The sequence below is a fragment of the Methanogenium marinum genome, assembly GCF_028912405.1.
Classification (GTDB): Archaea; Halobacteriota; Methanomicrobia; order Methanomicrobiales; family Methanomicrobiaceae; genus Methanogenium; species Methanogenium marinum.
Map to the genome: position 1 here is coordinate 711,331 of NZ_JAKELO010000002.1, position 22,455 is coordinate 733,785.

The window sequence follows — 22,455 nt, forward strand, 5'->3', positions numbered from 1 at the left end:
TTGTGTGGATACTTTCAGAAAAGGCAGAAACATTTATTTTACCGATATTTTGACAGAGAGTCTATCTACCATCCCATCAGTTTCTCCTTTGACAAGTGAAACAATCGGATGCAGTGACGGCTAATTCATATTTCTCACCACGAATACACAAAAACCCGGATGGAAAAAAAAAGAACGGGAGAATATCAGATATCTGAATTCTCTACCACACTCTCGCCAAACTCTCCCAGGCTGTAATTCAGATCATTGTATTGCAGGGTCATCTTATTTCGCAGGAACCGGTATGGTGTGCAGTTATTTGCTGCGTTGGAGTCGGTGATGTCACCATCCGAGTCTCCGTAGTAGACAGAGACATTCTCTGCATTGATGGCAGGCGTCTTTGTCGTTCCGTTGGTAAAGATGACCGTCGGATCATCGATGCCGAATAATACACTAATATAATCTGATATTCTTTCATCCGGAGAGCTGTGCTTTTTGGTGATGAATATCACGGTGTCGCCCCGTTCCTGGTGCATATTGACGATATCTACTGCAGCAAATTTAGGCATATAGTAGCCCACAAACTCATTGTTGATTGCGTGGGTGTACGCAGAGTTATTTTCCGGGTCATCGCCGAAGATGTTGGTGCCATTCGGGCCGTCAATATTCGTCATTCCGTAGTAATAGGCCGAATCGGTGTAGAAGGTTGTACTATCCAGGTCCAGTCCTGCAGTAATGGGGCCCTTGTCTGCCAGACTCTCTGCAATCTCACTCACACTGATAGTGGTATATGACTGGTCCTGTTTCGTATCCACGCTGGTATCATCAGGAGTAGTGGTGCACCCGGCACTAAACATAAACAGAACTGCTACTCCCAGGAGAATGGCTATCGTCCGAACACTCATTTTATTCATAGTGTTAATTAGATGGCATTAATATTATATTTTTGATTCTCTTCTTTTTTTTAATAGACAACTGAATTTCACCTATCCATACCGGCAAAGGTGGGGGATATAATTTCAAAATCCCTGTGCAAAAACAGGTCCCATATTCGCCTTCATTCATTTCGATATCGCAGCTTTGGCATCCGGCACCGTTACCGGCCGGGTGGTGGAACATATTTAGGATTTATCCGGCTGCTTTCTCTGCAGAACCGGATTATAAAACCAATAATGCAAAGGCATGTGCCGGCCACTTCTTCGAACGAAATACGCGGGATATTCTGTATAAACACCCCCTTTTATTTTTCCCCTCCTTTTTTGCCGCTCACGTTTAGCTAATCTTATATCTGTCAAATTTATATACCTGAATCAGACAGGATTTATTCTTTCTCTCAAAATATTCGGCAAAAATAATGTACAGGTGAAAACAGTCTTATGAAAAAAATTCTTATTGGTATGGTAGTTCTCTTTCTGGCCGCATTCGTCGTATTTTCGGGATGCACCACCCAGGAGAGCACAACACAGACAGACGACACACAGGTTCAGATGGAAGCTGTCGCAGATGATTTGACAACATCCATTGACAGCGGTCTGAACGATGTCAAATCAGGAATTTATAACAATTCCCTTGCCCTCTCAGAAAATGGACTGAGCGGAGATGCGGCTGAAAAAACCCTCTCCGAAAACCTGCTGAACTATCCGTGGGCACAATCCTCCCTTGTCATCTCAAAGGAAGGTGTTGTTGTAACAGCGGTTCCTCAAAATTATGCAGACATAATAGGCGATGATTTGAGCTGGCAGTCGCAGGTGCAGACTGCAAACACAGAGCAGACACCGATAGTCAGCGATGTCTTCACAATGGCTGAAGGATTCATCGGAATATCACAGAGCTATCCGGTATTTTCAGAATCAGATGAGTATCTTGGGTATACTGATATCACATACTCTCCGGAAACATTCCTGGGAAGGCAGATTCTGCCGATACAGGAAGGTACACCATATGATGTCTGGGTTTCGCAGACAGACGGTACATTAATATACGACACCAAAAAGGAAGAAATCGGCAACAATCTCTTATCTAACCCGATGTACAGCGACCCCGTTCTTCAGGCGGTGTTAACCCGCATTGTAACAGAGCCGTCCGGTTCAGATGAATACCTATTCTCAGACAAAAACTGGAACCAGAATGTCACAAAAAAAGCAGTCTGGGAGACCGCCGGAATTGACGGTGCGGAGTGGAGAGTTGTTGTAACCTACTCCGATGATGCAAGCGAAGGTGAAACGACAGTTGTTCCTACAGAAGGTATGGACGCGACTGACTCCCGTTATGAAATACTCACGGCCTTTGTTGAAAGTGCCGCAGAATATGCACAGGAAAACGGAAAAGAAGCTGCATTAAAAGAGTTCAATGACGTAAACGGGGAATTCATCGACGGAGAACTCTACATTTTCGCGTATGAAAATGATGAGACAGTAATCTCTCTTCCCTACCAAAAGGAGCTTTTGGGAACGAGCCGTCTTGGAGTTCCGGATTCAAACGGCGTTTTGTTTATTGATGCCGCAACCGTTGTTGCAAAGAATGGCGGCGGTTCACTGTATTATATCTACCCGAATCCCAAAGACGACTACAAAGAGGAGTTCAAACTCTCGTATGTAGTGCCGGTTGATGACGAATGGTTTGTCGGTTCAGGTATTTATCTTCCGGAACTTCCTGCAGAATTTAGTGTTACCGAAAAGGACGAACTGGTACAGCGTGTGAAGGCTGCCCGTGATTATGCACAGGAAACTGGCCGCAAAAAAGCAGTTTCTGACTTCAACGATCTGAACCAGACCTTTGCAGACGGAGGCAGCTATATTTTTGCATACGACTACGAAGGGAACACCCTTGCCCTTCCCTTCCAGCCGGAATTCATCGGCATAAACAGGTTTGATTATGCTGACACATACGGGGTAAAAATAATCCCACTGGAAATATCCGCTGCAAAGAACGGTGGTGGATTTGTCTATGTTGAATACTTAAATCCTGATACCGGCGATACCGGGCTCAAGCTCTGCTACGTTGAACCTGTCAGTGACGAATGGTTTGTCGGCTCAGGAATGTATACCCAAAATCTGTGAGGTGCGGATACGCACTCTTTTTATTTCTTTTTTCTAAAACGCTGATTTCGGTTTTCATAGAGCACCCTTCAAAAATGACGACCTTTCCTCATCCATTCTGACATGAGGATTGATTTTGTTATAGAGGAGCGTCCCGAAATCCCGAAACTCTTTTTTCGCACAATACGTGCATCAATTTCAGAATACGGTATTTTCCTCTCCACGGGCATACGAGCCAAAAATAAGGAGAGAAAAGTATTTTCCCCGGCATTATGCGAAATTATTGATTCCCTTTTTTCGTATGTTCATGGCGTCAGGGATTCCGGAGGATACGGCCACATGTGATAATTCCTTACTCTCTTTCTTTGGCATCCGAATAGAGTGAACTCCCATTTTTGGTGTTGTGCAGATATTTTCTGAAATGAGTCTGAATGTCTATTCATACCGGAATTTTGACAAAAAATCTATCTGATACCTTCCCATCAGTTTCTCCTTGACAAGTGAAACGATTGGCTGCAGTGACGGGTAATTCGTATTTTTCACCACGAATACACAAAAACCCGGATGGAAAAAAAAGAACGGGAGAGTATCAGTAATCTGAATTCTCTATCACACTCTCGCCATACTGTCCCGGATTATAGCTTGAATTATAGCAGTCCAGAGTGATATCGTTTCGCAAAAACCGGTATGGTGTGCAGGCATCTGCTGACATGGAGTCTGTTATGTCACCATCTGAGTCTCCGTAGTAGACAGAGACATTCTCCTCATTTATGTATGGTGTCTTTGAGGATTCGTTGGTGAAGATCACATACGGATTCTCGATGTCGAATAATACGCCGATATATTCAGATATTCTCTCCTCAGGAGAACTGGTTTTCTTGGTAATGAATATCACATTGTCACCACGTTCCACGTGCATTTCAATGACATCTATTGCGGCATTTTTTGGGATATACTGCCCTACAAACTCATTATTGACCGAGGATATAAATTCAGAGTTATGCAACGGATCGTCACCATACATGTTCGTGCCATTCGGGCCATCGATATTACTCAGTGCGTAATAGTAGAGTGATTCTGTGAAGAAAGCCGTACCGTCCAGATCTAACCCGGCGGTGATGGGGCCTTTATCCTTTAGGCTCTCTGCAATCTCACTCACACTGATAGTCGTATAGGGCTCAGCTGGTGATGTATCCACTATCACATCATCACCGGTGGTAGTGCACCCGGCACTGAAAATCAACAGAAAGGCCGCTCCCAGGAGGATAGCTGCCATTCTGACATACTTTTTAGACATTATTATACATTCGATGGGAGAGGTATTATATTTTTGATATCATTCGATTTTCAGAAACCGGAATGCCTCACACCTCTACAGGCATTGAATACTATTTCGTCTCCCCAGGAGCTGCAATGACAAAAACGGGTCTTTTCTTTGAATTCGTTCAATCAGAAAATGAAACGAAATGACAGGAACAGTGCCCTTTACCCATTTTTCCATGCCTCTTTCTGACCTCTGGTACCGGTTTATTTTGTTCTAAAGGACGCAACCGGCCGGTACTATCCTGACAGGACGAAAATGAATTGTTTCCCACAGGTATCCGTGTCTGAATAAAATCCGTGTCTGAATAAAATCCATGTCTGGATAAAATTCGTGTCTGGATAAAATCCATCTCTGAACAGTATCCATGTCTGAATTAAATCCGTGTCTGAACATAATCCGTGTCCGAATAAAATCCATCTCTGAACAGAATCCGTGTCTGAATAAAAAGGTACACTCTCTTCCCAATTGCAACAGACTTTATTTCGTGGTATCAGATAATTTACCACATGGCCCATACCGATACCAATACAATACCGGCAGAGATTCTGCTTCGCATCGAAGAAAAAAGGGAGCTCTCTTCTTCTATGCCTCCTCTTTCCGAGGATGACACCCAAAAACTGCATGAAGAGCTGAAGCTGCTGCATACGTATTATTCCAATGCGATTGCAGGTAGTTCCCTCACGCTCTCCGAGACACAATCAATCGTAACCGAAGGAGAAACAATCAAAGAAAAATCCCCTCAGGAGCATTGTGAAGCGATGAATACAGCAACGGCTTTTGAACAGATGGAGAGACTGGCAGGAGAGGGGACTCCGATGAGCCATGCCATGATTCAGGGGATTCATGAGGTTGTTACGAACGCAGATCCTGATAGTTCCAGCAAATACCGGAGGACAAATATCAAAATCACCGGGGCCAAAGGTGCCAGTGCTGCAAAGGCCCACCCTGCCTGGACGGAGGTAATGAAGCTGATGAACAGGCTGTTAACAACGGTGCAGAACAGTAAACTGTCCCCCATAGAGACAGCGGCCTATTTTTATCACCAGTTTTGTGACATTCATCCGTTCACGGAAGGGAATGGGAGAGTTGGGCGCCTCCTTACCTGTCTGTATTTAATAGAACATTCCTATCCCCCGGTTTTGATAAAGAGAGAAAGCCGGAAACGATACACACAGCTCATAAAACCAGCGAATGCCGGTGAAATTGGCCCGTTATCCGATTACATTGCAAAAGCAGTGGACGAAAGCCTGACTCTCTCTCTTGCGGCATATGGCGGGGAGGATGAGCTGATGCCGATGGAGGATATTGCGGAGAGGATTGGAGAAGAGATTGATGAGAGTGTTGGAAAGAGGATTGGAAAGGAGATTGGGGAAGATATTGTGGAGAGGGTTGGAAAGGGGATTGGAGAAGATTCTAAAGGTTCAGAGGATTCCACAGATTCATTGTGTTCACCGGCATCATCGGCATCATCGGCATCATCAGAATCATTGGAATCATTGGAATCACTCTATTCACTGTGTTCATCGGTTTCACCGGAATATCTGAATCACCGGGCAGAACTGGGGGTGCTTGACGCGGTTAAGATTGAATATACGTGGCACACCTCCCGGCGGGCACTTGAGAGATATTTTGCGTTGCACGAGAATGAGGAGATGTGAAGGGGAGGGGAGTCTGAGAGAATGCGTATAACCCAAAATGGATATTCCCCCGGCTCCGGCCTATGGTGAACACGCAAGACTTATGGCGAGGGAAATGCCAGTTTCAACTGATCAGGGATATCAGGGGAAGAAATGTTTGCTGAGTTATGTCATCCTTCTTACAGCACAGGAATTGAGGCACTAACGGACCGGGAAGAAAACAGTCGGTGAATTTCATAAAACCTGACTATCAGATTGAGAGGGTTGATATGGATGGGACATGCAGGAAGATTCTCAGTATATATCATATGCTGACTGGAAGAAACCTGTTTTCGCAAAAGATAACTCCATTATATGAAAAAGAATGCAGATTCGGAGATGCCGTTTTGAAGTCGATGAAGGGTTTGTTATGACAGGGGATGAGAGGTCGTCCCCGTCTGTTCTGTCGGGCAAAGAGTATGCCGTATGGCTTGCTGATATCAAGGCGAGACTGCGTCAGGCACAGCTGAAAGCGGCCGTCTCGGTGAACACGGCACTTTTGGAGTTCTACTGGCAGCTGGGTTCAGAGATTGTTGAAAAACAGCAGTCCGCCAAATGGGGAAGCAGTTTTCTGGCCCGGCTGAGCCGTGATTTAATGAAGGAATTTCCGGAGATGAAGGGATTTTCCGAGACGAACCTTCGGTTTATCCGCCGGTGGTACCAGTTTTACGGTGACGACGTATCAAATTCAGTCACAGCCTGTGACCGAATTGAGCCAGGTGTTCTATCTGCCGCTGCCGGAGACCAAAAAGTGGCACAGGCTGTGCCACTTTTGACACAGATCCCGTGGGGGCACAACCGGGTGATCATTTCAAAGTGCAGCTCAGTAGACGAAGCCCTCTTCTATGTCAGAAAAACGATAGAGAACAACTGGAGCAGGAATATTTTAACGCACCAGATTGAAAGCGGTCTCTACGGACGCGACGGGAAGGCAATTTCCAACTTCTCTCTAACCCTTCCCGCACCGCAGTCTGACCTGGCACAGCAAATAATCAAAGACCCCTACACGTTTGATTTCCTGTCCCTCTCCCCGGAATATACCGAGAGAGAACTGGAAAAAGGATTAATCAAGCATATTACGCAGTTCCTGCTGGAGCTGGGGTCAGGCTTTGCCTACGTCGGGAAGCAGCGGGTGCTCACCGTTGGAGAGCGGGACTTTTTCCTCGACCTGCTCTTTTACCATACCCGGCTGCACTGCTATGTGGTCATCGAGCTGAAGACCGGAGATTTTGAGCCTGAGTACGCGGGAAAGCTCAACTTCTATCTGAAAGCGGTGGATATGCAGCTGAAGACGGAACAAGACGACCCGACAGTCGGCATCCTTCTCTGCAAGAACCATGACGCTCTCGTGGTCGAGTACGCCTTAAGCGATATCCGAAAGCCCATCGGGGTATCAGAGTATGAGCTGGTCCACTCCCTCCCCGACGACCTGAAGGACAGTTTCCCGACGGTCGAACAGATTGAAGAAGAGCTGAGGAGGCTTGAGGAATGAAAGAAGGGTGGGAAGAGAAGAAATGTGGGTCTCCACTGTTTCAGAATTCCCCACAGGCTTGGGGATGAACCTGCTTCATACCCATTTTTATGGACATATATTTCGAGTTCCCCACAGGCGTGGGGATGAACCGTATCTCTTAACCCACTGCTGCGTAATGTATACAAGTTCCCCACAGGCTGTGGGGATGAACCGGTTTCAACCGCAGCCAAACCGCTCACCGACAAGAGTTCCCCACAGGCGTGGGGATGAACCTGATTCTAAACCATCCTTTGAGATAGCATATGAGAGTTCCCCACAGGCGTGGGGATGAACCTAACAATGACACAGGAAACACGTTCCTGGAGGCAAGTTCCCCACACATGTGGGGATGAACATTCTCCCGGATGTGGGAACAAAGTCCGGGAATAAACGATATTCCGCCTGATAAATAGTGGACAATGTTTTTGGTCACATATACCAAGGCATACCTATGCAGGAAGATGAATCACAGGCACATCTCTGTACATTTCTTGCATTTGACACAGAGACCACAGGGCTTGCCGGAAATGAAAATACACGGCTCATTGAGATTGCATGGGTAAAGGGCACCTTCTCTTCCCATGATGCTGAAACATGGCAATATCTCATAAAACCGGTAAGAATGCTTGTTCCCGACAAAATCACAGAATTAACCGGAATAACTGATGAAATGCTCTGCACATCCGGAATACCGGCACGGGACGCAATATCAGCATTTTCTGACGCTGTCAAAACCTCAGACTGTGTCATTGCGCACAATATGTCCTTTGATAAAACCATCATCGCTGACGAATGCAGCCGTCTTGGAATTCCTGACCCGCTCAGCAAGGCATACCTCTTCTGCACCATGAAGGCCGGTGTTAGGTATAGAAAAAGAAACACAAACCGCCCACAGAAAAAAACCATCTCCCTGATAAATCTCCATAAAGCAATCTTTGGTACCGTTCCCCCGACATCGCACCGTGCATTGCCGGATGCCATATCCTGCGCCCGGTGTGCCTGGATACTTGCAAAATCAGATACCTTTCCGGAAAATGGTGCCTTTGGCAGATGAACACGCAATTCCCAAAATTTATACACTGTCTCCCTAACAAACATTTATGAATCCCCCCTCACCCCCCATGAAACCATATTATCCATTTTGGGGAAAAACATCCCGAGACGAACAATCTGCTGACCCCTATCATCTGCTGGTGTATCATTGTCTGGATGCAGCGGCGGTTGCCAATGTAATTCTTGAAAATAATCAGTATCTAAGAGAAAGATTTGCGTCCCTGTTTCCATCAGGAACCGAACAGATCTCAAACCTCATACAATTCAGTGTCGCCCTCCACGACCTGGGTAAATTCTCCGGCAGATTCCAGTCCCTATCACGGGAAACCTTTACTATCCTGAATCCCGGTAAAACCGGCAAACCATATCTTCCCGGCATCCGTCACGATGCAATGGGAACGGCCTTTATCACCGAATCACTTTGGGAGACTGTACTAGAGGAAGAATGGTTCCCGTTTGATACCGATGATGCAGACGAATTTGACTGGCAGGACATCTGGGAGGCATGGTTCCAACCCATTTCCGGCCACCATGGATCACCAACCCAACCCCTCGCCGGACAAAGGATTGCCATATCCTCACTCTTCTCACAAGAAGAAACAGAAGCAGCACTCGATTTCTCATATGACTGTTTTCAACTCTTTTTTAAAGATCCTCTTCAGAAAGTTCCATATTCAGAAGAGTTGCTTTCCGCTACCAAAAGGGGTTCCTGGCTTCTCGCTGGCCTGACAATCCTCTGCGACTGGATTGCGTCAGGGGATATGTTCGCCCACAATGCCACCGAAATGCCACTGGAAGAATACTGGAAAACATATGCACTCCCACAGGCAGAAGATGCAGTGCGGGCCGCCGGGATTCTTCCACAGACACCATCAGCACCCTTAGGGGTAAAAAAACTATTTTCATATGGCACCCCCCGCCCGATTCAGCACCTGACCGAAACCATGGCTCTCCCCAAAGGCCCCCTGCTCATGATCATTGAAGACCAGACTGGCAGCGGCAAAACGGAAGCGGCAATCACAGCAACACACCGTCTCCTTGCCCGTGGTGACGCTGACGGATTCTTCTTTGCCCTCCCCACGACGGCAACGGCTAACAGCATGTATGAGCGGATGGAGTCTGCATATCGAAAATTGTATACAGATGATGCACACCCATGGCTTGTCCTTTCCCACGGTAGCAGAAAACTGTCTCCGGGATTCAGACGAATGGTCCATATCGGGCCGGAAGGAAAAGATACAGGAACACCTAAAGAAATCACCAATAATGATTATCCACCCGCTGAATGTTCAGCCTGGATTGCAGACAACCGGAAAAAATCGCTCCTTGCAACCGTCGGGGTGGGAACAGTGGATCAGGCACTCATGGCAGCCCTCCCGTCCCGGCATCAGTCTCTTCGTCTTTTGGGTCTTGCAACGCACGTACTCATCGTCGACGAAGTCCATTCGTATGACACCTATATGCATACCATTCTGATGGGTCTGCTGCGGTTTCAGGCTGCACTTGGCGGGAGTGTCATTCTTCTCTCAGCAACACTTCCCATACAGATACGAAATGATCTTGCTAAAGCATTTTGTGAAGGGCTTGGACACCAGACATTCACCCCTCTGCAATCAGCGGAATACCCACTCATTACCCTCTGTGCAGGGGATGGTAATCATGAAATAGTTCCCGTTCAGGATACAGAAAGACACCTTCATTACCGGATAACACCCCTCTCAGAAATTCAGGATGTACATGCCGTCATTCTCGAAAAAGCACGTTCCGGAAAATGTGTATGCTGGGTCCGCAACACGGTATCTGACGCTGTTGAATCCTATCAGCACATCCGGAAATCTGTTGATAGTGACCATGTGCTCCTCTTCCATGCACGCTTTATTGCCGCTGACCGGGAACGAATCGAAACTGAGATTCTTTCCCGCTTTGGGAAACCATTCAACGAAAAGAGAAGAAAGGGCATGGTTGTTATAGCCACACAGGTCATAGAACAATCCCTTGATCTCGATTTTGACTGCCTCATCAGCGATCTGGCTCCGATTGACTCAGTAATACAGAGAGCCGGACGCATGCACAGACACGCTGAATTTCATCAGAATGACAAAATCCCCGAACTATTTGTGCTTATGCCGGACCCAAAACAGATGACAAAGGACTGGTACACAAAACTGTTCCCCATCGGAGCATATGTCTATCCCCACCATGGCCAGTTATGGCTGACGGCAAAGACACTCTGTGAAAATACCGATATTTCCCTCCCTGCAGATGCACGTATGCTCATAGAATCTGTCTATAGCCCCGAAGTCCAGGAATCAGTCCCTGAAAGTCTCCAAAACAAAGAAATTGAAGCACTGGGAAAGGATTTTGGTGACATTTCCATCGCACTGAATAACACCCTGCCGGTATTTTCCGGCTACTCATGGAAGATGAACTGGATGGATGAGACAGTAACTCCAACCCGACTCGGAGAACCGGTGCGTTCGTATATCCTTGTTCTTTGGGATGGTTCATCAATTACTCCACTTGCAGGAAGTTATCCTGATGACTGGGAAAAAAGTACAATCTCCGTATCAGTCAGAACCATAGCAAAAATTCCTGAATGTGAAGGAGAACTGGCATCTTCCATTGAACATTTCCGCACATCACTCCCCCATCAGGCAAAATGGTATGAAATACTTCCATTTATTGAAGATGAAGGAACATTTAAAGCCAAAATTTATAATCAAAGCCAAAGATGCATCGAGGTCCGCTACTCACATGAAACTGGCATTGTATTCTGTAAATAATGATTTTTCCCCATCACAGTGAGATTACAAAATAAATCATATATTTTTAAATTTTTAACTAAAGAAAAGGTATATAGTTGATAAAACAGGAGTTTTCACTATAGAAAGGTGAATAAATGTATCAATTACTGGATAGTCCATGGATTCCGGTGATGCGTGCGGATGGAACGGTTGAATCAATTCCTCCGTATGCCATAACCGGGAGCTATGAAGACAACCCTGTTATATCCGTTCAGGCAGTGCGTCCTGATTTCACGGGGTCACTTGTACAGTTTCTTATCGGATTAGCACAGGCTACGATTGCTACCGATAATGAAAAAGAATGGAGACGTCTGTATCAGAATCCTCCCACTCCAGAAGACCTCAAAGATGCTTTCCGGCAATATGAACCGGCATTTGCTCTTGGCCCTGATACCAGCGAACCCCTCTTCCTACAGGAACAGAGCCTTGAAGGGGCCGTTCTTCCGATATCCCGCCTGTTCCTGGAAATGCCAGGTCAAAATGCGGAGAAAAACAATACGGATCACTTTTTGAAGAGAGGTGGAATAACAAATCTCTGCCCGGCATGCGCAGCAGCGGCTCTGTATACCTATCAGACACATGCCTCGTTTGGCGGGGCGGGCCACCGTGTCGGACTCAGGGGAGGAGGACCTCTCTCAACTGTCGTCCGGGGAGATACCCTCTGGCAGACCATCTGGCTGAATGTCCTTCCTCCATCTGAGATGGGCAGTTACGGAGACATCTCAAAAACCGAGCCGGAGGCAATCTTCCCGTGGCTGGAGCCGTGGGATGAGAGCCGGGCAAAGCTTGTTGTGAGCCCATCCATGATGCATCCCTGCCATATGTTCTGGGGCATGCCCCGGAGAATCCGGCTGGAATTTGGTAAAGGAGGAACTTGTGATCTCTGCGGCTCGGAGTCAGACCAGTCTGTGACCGGTTTTGTGACAAAAGCCAAAGGGATGAACTACGGGTTCTGGCACCACACCCTGACCCCCATAAACACAGACACAAAAAAGCAGGAAAGTTCATGCCAGCATGTCCAGCCGGGCGGCATTCCATACCGCTACTGGACGACTATTATGCAGCCATCTGCCGGAAAAGATTTTCAGAAAGAACCGGCGCCTGCTGTGACACATTTCCTTACCAAAAAACATAAATTTGTGTCAAAGATGAATGGCAGCAAATCCTACCGTGTCTGGTCATCCGGGTATGATATGGATAAGGCGAAAGCCAGATGCTACTATGAAGGCACGATGCCGATTTTTGACATTGAAGATAATATTCGTCCGGAATTTGAACAGGCGGCAGCGGCATTTGTCGACAGTGCGTCCTATGCTTCAGGCATCACCATTGGTCAAATAAAAGCGGCTCTCTTTTCCAATCCAGGTGATGCAAAGGGTAATTTCTCGGTCATCTCATCACGGTTCTGGCAGGACACAGAATCTGACTTCTACGATGCTCTTATGTCAGCGGAGCAGATTCTCCCCGAAAAAGGATATGACGGATTATCTGAAGAAGGGGGCCCGAATCAGGCGTGGTTTAATGCACTGCGTGATGAAGTATTCGCCCTTTTTGACGAGTATTCCCTCGCTCTCCGGATTGGTGAAGCAAATCCAGGACGGATTGCCCGTGCCCGGAGGGGTCTGGCCAGAAAGTTCTACAGTAAAAAGGGCATTCGTGCATCATTGCAATTAATCGAGGCGTAGATGAGGAATTATCCATGAGTGAAAAAAAGAATTATCTGAAATTTACCAAAGGTTCAGAGGAAGAGCAGATTCTCCGAAAATGGTGGTCTGATCTGGACCGTTCGAGGGGAGATCGTGCAATGCTCAGGCGATGCAGGAGTCCGGCAGAAGTAATTATGGTCCCTGCATATCATCGCCTTCGTCTGCCTCTTCTGGACAAATGGTATGTCAATAACCAACAACTGGCAGTGGTTGCCGGTGTTGTTTCCCATCTGGATTCCGATGAAAAATCGGGTACATGTGCGGAACAGATGGCAAGATCAAAAGACAAGGGAGGCCCCTCAAAAGTGAGTGGACTCCGGTTCCGCCGTCTGTTAAAAGTCAACACCCCGGATGAGGAGTATATGGCACTGATGCGAACCGTCCATCTTATGGGAAGGACGGCAAATCTGAGTGATCTTGCAGACAGCGCCTATCACTGGAATGAATATACGAAGAAAAACTGGGCACTTTCATACTATGAGAAAGCTCCGGCCACTGAAGCATAATATAAATGAGGTGAAAAAAATGAAGAGATTTACACAAATCCATATGTTAGTATCGTATCCGCCTTCCAATCTGAACCGTGACGACCTGGGGAGACCAAAGACCGCCCGTATGGGAGGAAAAGAACGGCTGCGCATCTCATCGCAGAGTCTGAAACGGGCGTGGAGAACGTCTGATATCTTTTATGAATCCCTCGCAGGGAATATTGGTATCCGGACAAAGGAGATGGGCGAGTTTGCAATGAAGTCATTTACAACCGGCATCCCCTTCTCTGCCCTGATAGACGAAAAAGAAACAGCACCTAAATTCACTCCTGTTGGTGAGAAAAAAGCACAGGAATGGAGTGAAAATATTGCAAAAGTCTTTGGGAAACCTCAGTCCGGAGATAAATCCCTGAAGATTGAACAGCTCGCCCATATCAGTCCCGAAGAAATTCGGGCCATTGATGAACTCATACAGTCATGTGCGGCAAACGGCACCGGGCCGACAGACGCCGATCTGGAACTTCTGCGGTCTGAAAATTCAGCAGTTGATATCGCAATGTTTGGGCGGATGCTTGCCTCAAAGCCGAAATTCAACTGTGAGGCTGCCGTGCAGGTGGCTCATGCGATTACGGTTCATGACTGTGTAGTGGAAGATGACTACTTCACGGCGGTTGATGATCTGAACCGGGGCGACGAGTCTTCCGGTGCAGGGCACGTCGGCCAGGCAGAGTTTGGCGCAGGGGTATTTTATCAGTATATCTGTATCAACAATGAACTCCTGAAGGAAAATCTGGGAGGTGATGCTGAACTTACTTCCCGTGCAATTAAAGCGCTTGTTGAAGCAGCCGCAAAAGTTCCACCATCAGGAAAACAGAACAGTTATGCATCACGGGCATATGCGTCCTACATCCTTGCAGAGACCGGTGACCAGCAGCCACGCTCCCTCTCCGCAGCGTTCCTGAATCCGGTGAACAAGGGAGATTTCCTGGCACATTCCATTCAGGGGTTAAAAGATACCCGGAATAATATGGATGCCGTATATGGTGCCTGCTGTGACGGGTTCGTTGAAATGAACGCCTTCACGGGAGAGGGATCGCTGGATGGAGTACTTTCATTCGTAGCTGATCACAATGACTGATTATCTGGTATTTCACCTGTATGGCCCGATGGCCTCATGGGGTGAGACTGCTGTGGGAGAATTTCGTCCGTCATCAGATCATCCCTCCCGTTCAGCAATTCTGGGGCTAATCGCTGCGTCGCTGGGGGTGAGAAGAGAGGATGCAGAAACACTGAAGCGTATTGCTGCATCGTATGCATTAGCAATTGCGGTAGAATCTTCAGGAACTCTGCTCCGTGATTACCATACAACAGCAGTCCCTCCGTCAGGGAAAGGAAAACACAGGCGCCTTTATGCAACCCGTAAGGATGAATTGTCAGGCCCGCGAGATGGGCTTTCAACGATTCTTTCATCCAGAGATTACCGGTGTGATGCCAAATATCTCGTTTGTATGTGGAGACGTACAGAAGAATGCCCATATACTCTTTCTGAGATTCAGTCTGCACTTGCGTCACCCCGTTTTGTGCCATATCTGGGAAGAAAATCCTGCGTTCTGTCTCTTCCGATGCGGCCGGTTCTCGTGGATGCCACCGATGCCGGTGAAGCACTGAGGAACGAATTTTCCGGTTCTGCAGATAATCTGCCGGGGCTGAAAGAGAACCGGAAAATCCGGGTATTCTGGAGCAGCGGAGATGTAACCGGAATCGAAGCAAAACAATCTGTTCATCGTCGTGATGAACCGTATTCTCACAAGCCGTGGCAGTTTATGGAACGAATAGAAGAGATGGGGTATCTGAAAACGGAGGATGGAGATGTACTTTAGTAAAATATCACTTCTTCCGCGTGCAAGTGAAGATCCGATTTTCTGGTCGGGACTGGGGAGTGCGTATCAGTCGCACCACAGGGTCTGGGATCTCTTTTCTGATGGTCCTGACAGAAAACGTGATTTTCTATATCGTCAGGAGTATGGAACCGGACTTCCGTCTTTTATCTCTGTTTCATCCAGAGAACCAAATGACAGACTCGGCATGTGGGATGTTTTAACAAAGGAATATTCACCTGTTCTCTCTGAAGGACAGCACCTGAGGTTCAGTCTTCGGGCAAACCCGATACGAACACGCTGGATTGAGGGGAAGGATGGGAAACAGGTTCACAAACGCCATGATGTGGTGATGGACAGGAAAATACAGTTGCGTGAGGAAGGTATCCCCGGAAATGAGTGGCCTGATTCACAGCATATTGTGCAGAATGAAGGTTATGAATGGCTGGCATCCCGGTCTGAAGATCATGGATTTGTGCTTTTTCCCGAGGAATTTATTGCGGGAGGGTATCTGCAACAGAAATTTATGAAAAAGAAGGGGAAACACCTGATTAGCATCTCAACAATGGATTTTGATGGAATTTTAGAGGTGACAGATCCGGAAAGGATGCATCAGACACTTATGGAAGGAATCGGTCCATCGAAAGGGTTTGGATGTGGTCTGCTTCTCGTGAAGCCGGTGTGAGGAGATCATGATGGATCTTCCTCCCCTCCGCCCCATTCCGATAAAAGACCGTACATCTCTTGCTTTTCTTGAAAAGGGCCTGCTTGATGTTATTGACGGGGCATTTGTCCTTGTGGATAAGAACGGTGTGCGGACACAGATCCCTGTGGGTGGCATCGCCTGCCTGATGCTTGAACCGGGATCACGGGTTTCCCATGCCGCCGTTGTGCTTTCGGCCCGTGTCGGGTGTCTGTTGGTCTGGGTGGGTGAAGCTGGTGTACGTCTGTATTCTGCGGGACAGCCGGGCGGAGCACGTGCAGAGAGACTTTTGTATCAGGCACAGCTCGCTCTGGATGAAGATGCGAGAAGAAAAGTTGTCCATAAGATGTTTGCAATGCGGTTTGAGGGTTCATATCCTTCGTATCTGTCCATTGATCAGTTGCGGGGGATGGAGGGTGTACGCGTAAAAGAAATTTATAAGCGACTTGCACAGTCCCATGGGGTGGTGTGGAAAGGGCGGAGGTATAACCCGGACGACTGGGAAGAGGGAGATCACTCCAATCGCTGTCTGAGTGCGGCGAATGCCTGCCTGTATGGAATTAGTGAGGCTGCAATACTTGCAGCAGGGTATGCACCGGCAATTGGGTTCCTGCATTCCGGGAATGCCCGCTCTTTTGTCTATGATGTTGCCGATCTTTTTAAGTTTGAAACCGTTGTTCCTGCAGCATTTGCCGTTGCTGCAGAAAATCCGGATAATATCGAGATGGCAGTACGCCACCGGTGCCGGGATATGTTTCGGGAGACACGACTGTTAAAACGCATTATTCCCACGATTGATGATGTGCTTGCGGCAGGTGGGCTTACCCCTCCGGGAATTCCTGCTGATGCCCAGCCCGCTGCATTGAAGGACCGGAAAGGGATTGGCGATGTTGGTTATCGTAACTGAAAATGCTCCCCACCGTCTCAGGGGGAGGCTTGCGGTCTGGCTTCTTGAGGTGAAAGCCGGTGTGTATGTCGGCAGATATTCAGCCCGTATCCGTGAGATGATCTGGAAACAGGTGACTGATGGCATCGGGGACGGGAATGCAGTTCTTGCATGGTCCACCAATACGGATTCAGGGTATGATTTTGAAACAATAGGGAAAGACCGAAGGATTCCCTGGGACAGGGGTGACGGGGTGAAGTTTATCTCATTTCTCCCCATGGAAGAATCAGGTGAACCTGTAGGAGAGATACATCCCGGTACGAAGATTGATCTGTTTAGTCGTAAGTACGGTGGAGAATTTTTGTATGAAAAATAGGTACATATATGACAATATGTATTACTTCGGATTGTTTTTCCAGACAGAAAATCTGAAGTAAGTTCATACTATATAAGTTAGAGAGAGTTCCCCACAAGCGTGGGGATGAACCTCTTTATCCTCATCATATCCTTTAACCCCGAGCGAGTTCCCCACAAGCGTGGGGATGAACCATTCTTCCATTCACTCAGACCTGCAACAGCGGAGAGTTCCCCACAAGCGTGGGGATGAACCTGGTGTTCTGTGTCTCAAACCGTGTACCTGGTGGAGTTCCCCACAAGCGTGGGGATGAACCTGGATGAATGTTGAAGGAAAAACAAAATTATTTGAGTTCCCCACAAGCGTGGGGATGAACCTAACGGCGCATCACCTAACCGCGTATATAAGATGAGTTCCCCACAAGCGTGGGGATGAACCGCCAGTTTGCATGTGATTACTTTTCAGGGCACGGAGTTCCCCACAAGCGTGGGGATGAACCACGAACAGCCGAAAGAGTATCACGTGGAAGAAGGAGTTCCCCACAAGCGTGGGGATGAACCGAAACAGTATACCTGATGAACGACGAGGACAACGAGTTCCCCACAAGCGTGGGGATGAACCTATACCAAACAAACCCAGCAATATCCGCTAAATGAGTTCCCCACAAGCGTGGGGATGAACCTAATCCACACACTGGATACTATACGTCTTTTTAGAGTTCCCCACAAGCGTGGGGATGAACCTTCCGCGGTGGATATGTTGAACGGATTAATTGAGAGTTCCCCACAAGCGTGGGGATGAACCTGGTTGTTTCTTGGGTGGTTCCCTCTAATGCTTGAGTTCCCCACAAGCGTGGGGATGAACCTGGTACTTCGTTCATTGCGGAGATCACTATATTGAGTTCCCCACAAGCGTGGGGATGAACCTTAACGGTAAAGATTACAGATTCCGAATGTCACGAGTTCCCCACAAGCGTGGGGATGAACCTGTATTACACGCCTACAGTTACGACAAAAGGCAGAGTTCCCCACAAGCGTGGGGATGAACCTACTATTAGTAGCTTAACCCGTGCATGGTCTGGGAGTTCCCCACAAGCGTGGGGATGAACCCACTGACATCGCCGCAGATATTAATATTATTGAGAGTTCCCCACAAGCGTGGGGATGAACCTACCGATGTCGGGACGAACATCAAGAACGTGACGAGTTCCCCACAAGCGTGGGGATGAACCTAAAGGAGGTGAAAAGAAATGACATTAAATGTGGAGTTCCCCACAAGCGTGGGGATGAACCTGATCTATTGATACTCACCCGTGCCTTATGTCTGAGTTCCCCACAAGCGTGGGGATGAACCTTAAACCGTATTGAGTAAACCAACTCAAGAGAGGAGTTCCCCACAAGCGTGGGGATGAACCTAACTGGGATGATAAAGACAGGGAGGTGTTATTGAGTTCCCCACAAGCGTGGGGATGAACCGCCGCGCCGCCAAAGCCCCCGTCGCCTATGAGAGAGTTCCCCACAAGCGTGGGGATGAACCTGCTCAAGAAAGCAACCCGGAAAGCACCCCGCAGAGTTCCCCACAAGCGTGGGGATGAACCTACAGAACAAACCCGCGCAAGATTGGCGCGGATGAGTTCCCCACAAGCGTGGGGATGAACCGTCAAAGATCCGATCCTGCCATCGTTCGACGCTGAGTTCCCCACAAGCGTGGGGATGAACCTGAGATTGGCTCACTGGTTACTTCTTCCCGCACGAGTTCCCCACAAGCGTGGGGATGAACCATCATCTTCACACCTCTTCCTGTGTTCATAGGCGAGTTCCCCACAAGCGTGGGGATGAACCTCGCTGTTAATTACAATGCAAAAATAAAGATAAGAGTTCCCCACAAGCGTGGGGATGAACCTTTACATTTCAGCACGATAAAGATGACTTGATCGAGTTCCCCACAAGCGTGGGGATGAACCTGGACTTGTAGTGGACTATAATACCGTGCTGGAGAGTTCCCCACAAGCGTGGGGATGAACCTTATATGGGCGGATACTTTTGGTTTTGATGGTCGAGTTCCCCACAAGCGTGGGGATGAACCTCATCACAGATTACACTAATCACCCCTGCACGCGAGTTCCCCACAAGCGTGGGGATGAACCTCTTCCCACACCGCCTGCATGCCCGCACCCTCCGAGTTCCCCACAAGCGTGGGGATGAACCTACAAGATTCCTTTTTGTTATGTGCCATGCATCGAGTTCCCCACAAGCGTGGGGATGAACCGTTTGGATCGTGGAGAAGGACGTTTTTAAGGTGGAGTTCCCCACAAGCGTGGGGATGAACCTTCGACTCTTTCGTTTTTCGTCTCTCTAATTCTGAGTTCCCCACAAGCGTGGGGATGAACCGGAGTATAAATAATGGCATTTTGTAGAAGGTGCGAGTTCCCCACAAGCGTGGGGATGAACCTAGTTTCATAGTTCACCCCTCTGCAGTTTGCCGGAGTTCCCCACAAGCGTGGGGATGAACCCCGTTTATCCCCTTCGTAGAGCATACCGTTGTCGAGTTCCCCACAAGCGTGGGGATGAACCTGACTTGGGTGATCCTGATATGATCTGTTATGAGAGTTCCCCACAAGCGTGGGGATGAACCCACACCAAGCATACTTTCGTCTGGATACTCTTCGAGTTCCCCACAAGCGTGGGGATGAACCTACCATATAGCACGTTCACACGGCCAGCCGATAGAGTTCCCCACAAGCGTGGGGATGAACCTTATCGGGCATCTGCAGAGCGGTGGGCAACCTGGAGTTCCCCACAAGCGTGGGGATGAACCGCGATTATAATGAATTTTGCCCCCCTCACCCCTGAGTTCCCCACAAGCGTGGGGATGAACCGTGGGAAGTATACCCGGCATGAGGTGCTTTAAAGAGTTCCCCACAAGCGTGGGGATGAACCGGTATCGCGTGCAAGTGCTCGCCCGGATTCTCGAGTTCCCCACAAGCGTGGGGATGAACCTTATTACAATCGTTGTTGCGATACTCGGGTATAGAGTTCCCCACAAGCGTGGGGATGAACCGGCACAGGATGCATACAACAACGTATACAACAGGAGTTCCCCACAAGCGTGGGGATGAACCTTGATATGGAGAATAATATCAAAGAACTGCAGGGAGTTCCCCACAAGCGTGGGGATGAACCTAGTGACGGCTAACAACTGAAGATGTTTTTGATGAGTTCCCCACAAGCGTGGGGATGAACCTGGTTTCAACCGTTCTGCTGTTGTATACGTTGTGAGTTCCCCACAAGCGTGGGGATGAACCTTTGACTACTAACAGAGTATATTTTGATGACTCGAGTTCCCCACAAGCGTGGGGATGAACCTCAAGTTAAATTGTTTTAGTTCCATTTTTGTTAGAGTTCCCCACAAGCGTGGGGATGAACCTGCAGGCCATATGATCCAGAGGTGAACTGCATTGAGTTCCCCACAAGCGTGGGGATGAACCTGGCACAACGTAAAACCGGCTGGTGGTCAAACTGAGTTCCCCACAAGCGTGGGGATGAACCTTTAAGTCACAGATCACAGACGCAATCTATCAGGAGTTCCCCACAAGCGTGGGGATGAACCATTCTAAAGGCGGCTGACGATTCGAAGACGTTAGAGTTCCCCACAAGCGTGGGGATGAACCTGTAGGCAGACTTAGGATCATCCACTGGAAGTGGAGTTCCCCACAAGCGTGGGGATGAACCGCAATAAAAAGACAATCTACATCTGAATTATATGAGTTCCCCACAAGCGTGGGGATGAACCTGGATTCAAATTTGGCGGCATGAATCTCAACCTGAGTTCCCCACAAGCGTGGGGATGAACCTCATATCCAGTATGGCGGGAGCAGTTGCACCATGAGTTCCCCACAAGCGTGGGGATGAACCTCAGACGCAATAAACAGACAATCTACATCTGAAGAGTTCCCCACAAGCGTGGGGATGAACCGTTATACACGGCAGGCAGTCACATGGGCGGGGGGAGTTCCCCACAAGCGTGGGGATGAACCCGAAAGAGGGTTTGGTGGAACGACAACGGCAGGGAGTTCCCCACAAGCGTGGGGATGAACCGGTAACAATCTTACCGTCTGCGGTAGACTGTGCGAGTTCCCCACAAGCGTGGGGATGAACCTTTAGTTGTCAAGCAGGATGACGCGCACGCGCTGAGTTCCCCACAAGCGTGGGGATGAACCTAAATCTGACAAATCGTTTTTGATCGTGCTGAGGAGTTCCCCACAAGCGTGGGGATGAACCTGTAGGCAGACTTAGGATCATCCACTGGAAGTGGAGTTCCCCACAAGCGTGGGGATGAACCTATATACTTGCCTGAGTTGTCCCTGCTAGTTTAGAGTTCCCCACAAGCGTGGGGATGAACCTGCTGATGGCGGTATCCGGTGGACTACATCTCCGAGTTCCCCACAAGCGTGGGGATGAACCTACATCCGGTGAAGTTTCGGTTCTTGCGACTCAGAGTTCCCCACAAGCGTGGGGATGAACCTGACAACACAGCCACACCACAGAGGCGCATAGAGAGTTCCCCACAAGCGTGGGGATGAACCTTGAAAACTGGATATGCATCATGTTTTGTTGTAGAGTTCCCCACAAGCGTGGGGATGAACCTCCGTCCACTTTTACCTCAAGAGAAATTAGCCGGAGTTCCCCACAAGCGTGGGGATGAACCGCGGAAGCATACGACGGTGCCGTGCTCAGCAAAGAGTTCCCCACAAGCGTGGGGATGAACCTACAATAAAAATGTAATGAAAAAATAAAATTAAGAGTTCCCCACAAGCGTGGGGATGAACCTGTATATGTTGATTGTGATGATGGAGCGAAATGGAGTTCCCCACAAGCGTGGGGATGAACCTCGCGGCGGCTGATGCCTATGAACACAGGAAGAGAGTTCCCCACAAGCGTGGGGATGAACCTGGTCAGATGTTCAACCTCTCCTGTGTATGACGGAGTTCCCCACAAGCGTGGGGATGAACCTCATCATGTTCTTTTTTTGGTCTCCGGATCTCTGAGTTCCC

At 48.3% G+C, this 22,455-nt stretch carries 14 protein-coding genes and 1 CRISPR repeat array (1 of these 15 only partly in view); of the genes, 12 read left to right on the forward strand and 2 right to left on the reverse strand.

Going from position 1 to position 22,455, the window contains the following annotated elements:
* Positions 1-185 precede the first annotated feature (185 nt).
* Entirely contained in the window at positions 186-893 is a 708-nt protein-coding gene (locus L0665_RS03785) for an HAD family acid phosphatase (protein ID WP_274924376.1), read from the reverse strand.
* A 462-nt stretch (positions 894-1,355) separates the two neighbouring features.
* Here L0665_RS03785 and L0665_RS03790 point away from each other — a divergent pair, with 462 nt between their 5' ends.
* Positions 1,356-3,038 (forward strand): cache domain-containing protein, encoded by a 1,683-nt coding sequence (locus tag L0665_RS03790; protein WP_274924377.1) that lies wholly within the window; start codon positions 1,356-1,358, stop codon positions 3,036-3,038.
* 568 nt (positions 3,039-3,606) lie between these two features.
* On the opposite strand, the gene L0665_RS03795 is transcribed toward L0665_RS03790, so the two are convergent.
* The gene (locus tag L0665_RS03795) at positions 3,607-4,314 is read right to left on the reverse strand and encodes an HAD family hydrolase (protein WP_274924378.1); all 708 of its coding nucleotides are present in this window, start codon (positions 4,312-4,314) and stop codon (positions 3,607-3,609) included.
* A 533-nt stretch (positions 4,315-4,847) separates the two neighbouring features.
* On the opposite strand from L0665_RS03795, the gene L0665_RS03800 reads away from it, so the two are divergent.
* From L0665_RS03800 to cas2e, 11 genes are all read left to right on the forward strand, one after another.
* Positions 4,848-5,999 (forward strand): Fic family protein, encoded by a 1,152-nt coding sequence (locus L0665_RS03800; RefSeq protein ID WP_274924379.1) that lies wholly within the window; start codon positions 4,848-4,850, stop codon positions 5,997-5,999.
* A 343-nt stretch (positions 6,000-6,342) separates the two neighbouring features.
* Positions 6,343-7,509 (forward strand): PDDEXK nuclease domain-containing protein, encoded by a 1,167-nt coding sequence (locus tag L0665_RS03805; protein ID WP_274924380.1) that lies wholly within the window; start codon positions 6,343-6,345, stop codon positions 7,507-7,509.
* A gap of 472 nt (positions 7,510-7,981) precedes the next feature.
* The gene (locus L0665_RS03810) at positions 7,982-8,584 is read left to right on the forward strand and encodes a 3'-5' exonuclease (RefSeq protein ID WP_274924381.1); all 603 of its coding nucleotides are present in this window, start codon (positions 7,982-7,984) and stop codon (positions 8,582-8,584) included.
* Between the two features lie 67 nt (positions 8,585-8,651).
* Entirely contained in the window at positions 8,652-11,366 is a 2,715-nt protein-coding gene (gene cas3, locus L0665_RS03815; protein WP_274924382.1) for a CRISPR-associated helicase Cas3', read from the forward strand.
* A 116-nt stretch (positions 11,367-11,482) separates the two neighbouring features.
* Entirely contained in the window at positions 11,483-13,072 is a 1,590-nt protein-coding gene (gene casA / locus L0665_RS03820) for a type I-E CRISPR-associated protein Cse1/CasA (RefSeq protein WP_274924383.1), read from the forward strand.
* 14 nt (positions 13,073-13,086) lie between these two features.
* Positions 13,087-13,599: a type I-E CRISPR-associated protein Cse2/CasB gene (gene casB / locus L0665_RS03825; protein WP_274924384.1), complete on the forward strand. Its 513-nt coding sequence runs from the start codon at positions 13,087-13,089 to the stop codon at positions 13,597-13,599.
* Between the two features lie 19 nt (positions 13,600-13,618).
* Positions 13,619-14,719: a type I-E CRISPR-associated protein Cas7/Cse4/CasC gene (gene cas7e, locus L0665_RS03830; protein ID WP_274924385.1), complete on the forward strand. Its 1,101-nt coding sequence runs from the start codon at positions 13,619-13,621 to the stop codon at positions 14,717-14,719.
* On the forward strand, positions 14,712-15,461 hold the full coding sequence (gene cas5e / locus L0665_RS03835; RefSeq protein ID WP_274924386.1) for a type I-E CRISPR-associated protein Cas5/CasD: 750 nt from the start codon (positions 14,712-14,714) through the stop codon (positions 15,459-15,461). The genes cas7e and cas5e overlap by 8 nt, the downstream gene beginning before the upstream one ends.
* Entirely contained in the window at positions 15,451-16,143 is a 693-nt protein-coding gene (cas6e, locus tag L0665_RS03840; RefSeq protein WP_274924387.1) for a type I-E CRISPR-associated protein Cas6/Cse3/CasE, read from the forward strand. The genes cas5e and cas6e overlap by 11 nt, the downstream gene beginning before the upstream one ends.
* 7 nt (positions 16,144-16,150) lie before the next feature.
* The gene (gene cas1e, locus L0665_RS03845) at positions 16,151-17,068 is read left to right on the forward strand and encodes a type I-E CRISPR-associated endonuclease Cas1e (protein ID WP_274924388.1); all 918 of its coding nucleotides are present in this window, start codon (positions 16,151-16,153) and stop codon (positions 17,066-17,068) included.
* On the forward strand, positions 17,049-17,423 hold the full coding sequence (gene cas2e / locus L0665_RS03850) for a type I-E CRISPR-associated endoribonuclease Cas2e (protein ID WP_274924389.1): 375 nt from the start codon (positions 17,049-17,051) through the stop codon (positions 17,421-17,423). Before cas1e ends, cas2e begins: the two co-directional genes overlap by 20 nt.
* 84 nt (positions 17,424-17,507) lie before the next feature.
* Positions 17,508-22,455: direct repeats of the CRISPR family, unit length 28 nt; unit sequence GAGTTCCCCACAAGCGTGGGGATGAACC; it runs 386 nt beyond the window's last position.